Genomic DNA, 5,186 nt, shown 5'->3' on the forward strand with positions numbered 1-5,186 from the left:
GTCCTTCACGGGCGCGACGAACTCCATCGTCGAGCCGTCTTCGAACGTGACGGTGAATGTCGCTTCCTCGCCCGCCACGAGCGGAGCAGTGAGGTCCATGAGCATGAAGTGGTAACCGCCGGGCTCGAGTGTCAGGCTGCCGCCGGCAGGAACGACGAAGCCGCCGTCCTTTTCTTGCATGACCATGCTGCCGCTGCCGTCATCGACGACCTCGTGCAGCTCCATCATCGAGGACGCGTCGGAGCTGACCGAGACGATCGTGGCGTCGGTTTCGCCGGAGTTCTCAAGGACTCCGAAGGCCGCCGACATGCCGCTGTCGGCAGCCTTGACCCAGGCATCCGTGATGGTGACGGAGTCGGCCTCGGTCGTAGCCGGGGTGCTGGTGCTGCCGGAAGCGCAGCCGGCGAGTCCTAGTGCTGCTGCGACCAGAAGGATGCCGAATCGGGTGGAAAGACGGGTGTTCACAGGTTTCCCTTTCAGGGCTTCGGGGGCTCCTCGTCGGAACCCCGGCGGGCGCGCCTGGCGCGGCCGCGAAGGAAGAAGAGAACCAGCCCGAACAGGGCGAGCGCGGATGCCGCCCCGATCGCGCCGATCAGGACGACGCGCGGAATGCCGCCGTCCTCTGCCGCGGAGTCCAGCGGCACGGTGGTCGCGTCATCGGAAGGACCACCGGTGGCCTGATCTGCTGTCGGCGTGGGTGAACTCACGGGGGTCGGCGTAGCCGTCGGCGCCGGGGAGGCCGCCGCCGGGTCATCCACCGTGAAGGGGATGAGACCGGAAATCGGATGCCCGTCCGACGAGACGACCCGCCAGCGCACTTCATATGCCCCGTTCGGCATCCCCTCGTCGAGGGCCACCGTCAGGGTGTCGAAGTCGATCTGGATGTCGCCGGCGACCCAGTCGTTCTCCTGAGCATCCGCGACGATCACGGCTGCTCCCATCTGCATGATCTCGGCTGAGAACGTCAGTTCCACGCTGGTCGGGGCCACCGTGAGCTGCTCGCCCTGCTGAGGAGAACTCGCGACGAGTTCGTCGTGCGCCCAGGCTGGTGCGGCACCGAGAGACAGCGCGACGGTGGCCGCCACGACCGAAGCCGCGAAGGCCCCGGCGCGCGCGCGAAGAGACAACGACATAAGAAACGCCTTTCGTGAGTGAACGTCGATGCGCCTCCCCCGGCGCCGAGCCGGCAGCCGCGGGAGTCGAAACAGAGAGTCAGACCACGAAAGACAGAGGCGGACCGCGTCGGCGCACGAGCGAGACAACGCGCGCCGAACGCAGGGGCTCCGCAGTAAGGCGGACGAGCCCCGGCTTCTCGGCGACAACAGGAAGCACGATGTCGCCGGAGAGGATGCTGCGGCGGAGCCACGCGAGCAGCTCGCGTGCCAGATCGCCAAGACGGATCACGAGTCGCTCGCCGCGGTAGAGCGCTGCGACCGTGAATACGGCGGCGGCCAGGTGAGCAAGCCACATCGACACGTCGGCGGTGACGACAGGGGACGCCGCCGCAAGGTCGAGGGTGGGGAGGCCATGAACGTGACCGGTGGCGGCCCCATCCGTCGCAGCTCCACTGTCGGCACCGAGAACGAAAAGCAGGTGGAACAGTAGTTGGCTGAGCACGACCGCGACGCTCAGCCGCGGCAGCGAGAGAGCGCGGCCAACCAACACCGTGCACACAGCCAGCGAAAGCACCCATGGCACGGCGATTCCGAGCCAGTGAGGCATCGTCCCACCGGCTGCCACGTGCGAGAACAGTGCGACGAAAGTCGCGATCGACGCGGCGACTGAGGCGCGGATGACGCGCGTCGCTCGCGATCGGGACATGAACCCATTGTCGCAAAGATCGACCCGGTTCCCGCCCACGGGACCTTATTCCCGGTTGGCCGGCCCGATTCCCGACCCATAATCCTGCTATGCCCCGCGTCACCTACAGTGCGATCTCCAGCTTCTCCCGCGTCCGCATCCTGTTCCTGCTGCAGGAGCGACCCGAACGGACCGTGACCGAACTCTGCGAAGCAACCGGCCTGCACGCCAACACCGTGCGCGAACACCTCCAGCGCCTCGTCGACGGCGGCTACGTGGTAGCCGAGACCGAGCACCGCACGACACGCGGCCGTCCCCGCGTGCTGTACTCAGCAGCGACGGGACAGGATCGCGACTCGACCAGCGCCGTCGCACGCCACAAGGCCCGGGCCGCCGCCCAACGCGGCGATCTCATGCGTCGGGTCATGCCGTGGACCGATGTCGATGACCTGCCGACGGATGCCGTCCATCAGCTCGACGCGCTGGTGGAAGATCTCGGGGATGCCGGTTTCGAGCCGATCGTCGACGAGTCGGCCCTCACCGTCGACCTCTCCCCATGCCCGCACGCCTCCGCGAGCGCGCGCGACCGGGAGACGCTGTGCGCGGTTCACCTGGGCCTGATGGACAGCGTGCTTTCCCAGGCAGGAGGCCCGCTGCGCGTCGACTGCATGACGGCGTCTGTGCACCCGGAGCGGTGCGTGGTGAGGCTTCTCGCCGCGCAGGCCTCGCGCCATGCGGAACTCGTCGCGAGCTGAGCGGACCAAGGTCCTCCTCTGCGCCACGACCATCGCGGTACCGTGATGACGTCAGACGCGGGCCGCGCTTTATTTACGGCCGTGACTTTCACCCCGACTGATGGAGCGGGGAGTAGCGTGACCACCAGTACACAACCTCGATCTGGGGGGAAATGATCATGGATCTGCTCGATCCGCTGCTGCTAGCCCGATGGCAGTTCGGCCTCACGACGCTGTACCACTTCCTGTTCGTGCCGCTGACCCTCGGCATGTCGGTCACCGTCGCGATCTTCCAGACCGTCTGGTACCGCACCGGCGACGTCAAGTGGCTGCACCTGACGCGGTTCTTCGGGAAGATCTTCCTGATCAACTTCGCGATGGGAGTCGTGACCGGCATCGTGCAGGAGTTCCAGTTCGGCATGAACTGGTCGTCCTACTCGCGTTTCGTCGGTGATGTCTTCGGCGCGCCGCTGGCCTTCGAAGGGCTGATGGCGTTCTTCTTCGAAGCCACCTTCATCGGCCTGTGGATCTTCGGATGGGACAAACTCCCGAAGGGGCTGCACCTGGCATCCATCTGGATCGCCTCGATCGGCGCGCTGCTGTCGGCATACATCATCATCGCTGCGAACGCGTTCATGCAGAACCCGGTCGGCTACCAGATGGCCGAGGACGGCTCGCGCGCCGAAATGAACAACTTCCTCGAGGTCGTCTTCAACCCGATCGCCCTGGCGGCCTTCCCGCATACGATCTTCGCCGCGTTCATGTTCTCGTCGGGCGTCGTGATCGCTGCAGCAGCCTGGCACATGGCACGCAAGCGCAACATCGAGATGATGCGCCCGGCGCTGAAGTTCGGACTGTGGGGCATGATCATCGCGTTCGCCGGTACGTTCCTCGCCGGTGACCAGCTGGGCCTGGTCATGGTCTCCACCCAGCCGATGAAGATGGCGGCGGCAGAGGCGCTGTTCAACACCGCCTGCGGTGCCGACGCATCCTTCTCGATCTTCTCGATCGGGACTCCCGACGGCACCGGCGAGATCTGGTCGATCCGTGTGCCGTACCTGCTCTCGCTCCTGTCCACGCACACGCTCGACGGATGCGTCGAAGGCATCAACGACCTGAACGCGCAGTACGCCGCGCAGTGGCCGGATCTTGCCGCGCAGGTCGATGGCGTCTTCAACCCGGTGCTGTGGATCACCTACTGGGCGTTCCGCTGGATGATGGGCCTCGGCTTCCTCGCGACCTTCATCGCGATCGTGGGCCTGTGGCTGACCCGCAAGAACGCAAAGCGCGAGGTTCCCCGCTGGGCCTGGAGCGTCGCGATCTGGAGCGCCCCGATCGCGCTGCTGGGGTCGCTCGTCGGCTGGGTCTTCACCGAGATGGGTCGCCAACCGTGGATCGTGTTCAGCCTCATGCTGACCGAGGACGGCGTGTCCCCCAGTGTTCCCGGCTGGTCGGTGCTGATCTCGCTCGTCGCTTTCACCGCGATCTACGCCTCGCTTGCGGTGGTCGAGTTCGGCCTCATCCTCAAGACGGTGCACAAGGGACCAGACCCGCTTCCGGAGCCCGGCAGCACGGACGCCGAACCGCCTGCCCTCGAAGACACCCCGACGACGGTCTACTAGGAGCTGATCATCATGGATCTTGCATACCTCTGGTTCTGGATCGTCGGAGTCCTGTTCGTCGGCTACTTCGTTCTCGACGGCTTCGACTTCGGCGTGGGCATGTCGCTCCCCTTCCTCGGTAAAGACGAGGTCGGCAAGCGTCAGATCATCAACACGATCGGTCCCGTCTGGGACTTCAACGAGACCTGGCTCATCGTCGCCGGCGCGTGCCTGTTCGCGGCCTACCCCGAGTGGTACGCCTCCCTGTTCAGTGGGTTCTACCTGGCGCTGCTGCTGATCCTGCTCGCCCTCATCCTGCGCGGTGTCTCGTTCGAATACCGGCACCAACGCGAGGGGCTGCGCTGGAAGAAGGGCTTCGACACGATGATCGTCATCGGGTCGGTGCTGCCCGCGCTGCTGTGGGGTGTCGCTGTCGCGAACCTCGTGCAGGGTGTGCCGCTGGATGAGAACCACGAGTACACCGGGTCGCTGCTGACGCTTCTCAACCCGTATGGACTGCTCGGCGGCATCACCCTCGTGCTGGTGCTGTTCCTGCACGGCCTGTACTTCATCGGCCTCAAGACCGACGGTCAGGTGCACGAGGATGCCAAGCGCCTCGCGACCCGGGTCGGTTTCATCACCGTCGTGGTGGCTGCAGCGTTCCTGATCTGGACGATCTTCATCGCCGCAGCCCACGAAGCGCCGCTGCTGCCGCTGGTGATCGCCGCTGCGGCTCTGGCAGCCGTCGCCCTGCTCCTGTCGATGTTCTTCCACACGAAGGAACGCGAGGGCTGGGCGTTCACCGCGGGGATCTTCACCGTCGCGTTCGCGGTACTCACGCTGTGGATGTCGATGTTCCCGAACGTGATGCGCTCGTCGACGGATGTCGCGTTCAGCCTCACGATCGAGAACGCCGAGCTCGTCAGCCACTGACCCCGCCGAACACCGAGCAGGTCAAACACTGACCTTGTCGAGGACCGCCTGGCGCTACGCCAGGCGGTCCTCGCTTTCAGTCCTCGTCGCCGATACGCCCAGCGATGCGCACGTGGCG

The 5,186-nt window shown here is 65.7% G+C and carries 6 protein-coding genes; 3 read left to right on the forward strand and 3 right to left on the reverse strand.

Annotated elements, in window-relative coordinates; translation table 11 throughout:
• The 3 genes from Q1V87_RS09070 to Q1V87_RS09080 all read right to left on the reverse strand — a co-directional run.
• Positions 1-465, reverse strand: a 465-nt coding sequence (locus Q1V87_RS09070; protein ID WP_300591861.1) for a copper chaperone PCu(A)C, incomplete at its 3' end; no start/stop codon positions are given.
• Positions 466-476: 11 nt separating this feature from the next.
• Positions 477-1,085 (reverse strand): copper resistance CopC family protein, encoded by a 609-nt coding sequence (locus tag Q1V87_RS09075; protein ID WP_300591863.1) that lies wholly within the window; start codon positions 1,083-1,085, stop codon positions 477-479.
• 127 nt (positions 1,086-1,212) lie between these two features.
• Positions 1,213-1,821, reverse strand: a complete 609-nt coding sequence (locus Q1V87_RS09080; protein WP_300591865.1) for a hypothetical protein — start codon at positions 1,819-1,821, stop codon at positions 1,213-1,215.
• An 89-nt stretch (positions 1,822-1,910) separates the two neighbouring features.
• On the opposite strand from Q1V87_RS09080, the gene Q1V87_RS09085 reads away from it, so the two are divergent.
• The 3 genes from Q1V87_RS09085 to cydB all read left to right on the forward strand — a co-directional run bounded on the left by Q1V87_RS09085 (position 1,911) and on the right by cydB (position 5,068).
• On the forward strand, positions 1,911-2,555 hold the full coding sequence (locus Q1V87_RS09085; RefSeq protein ID WP_300591867.1) for an ArsR family transcriptional regulator: 645 nt from the start codon (positions 1,911-1,913) through the stop codon (positions 2,553-2,555).
• A gap of 158 nt (positions 2,556-2,713) precedes the next feature.
• Entirely contained in the window at positions 2,714-4,156 is a 1,443-nt protein-coding gene (locus Q1V87_RS09090; protein ID WP_300591869.1) for a cytochrome ubiquinol oxidase subunit I, read from the forward strand.
• A 12-nt stretch (positions 4,157-4,168) separates the two neighbouring features.
• Positions 4,169-5,068, forward strand: coding sequence for a cytochrome d ubiquinol oxidase subunit II (cydB, locus tag Q1V87_RS09095; protein ID WP_300591871.1), 900 nt, complete (start codon positions 4,169-4,171; stop codon positions 5,066-5,068).
• Positions 5,069-5,186: the final 118 nt, after the last annotated feature.

The organism is Microbacterium sp. (assembly GCF_030149085.1).
Taxonomy (GTDB): Bacteria; Actinomycetota; Actinomycetes; order Actinomycetales; family Microbacteriaceae; genus Microbacterium.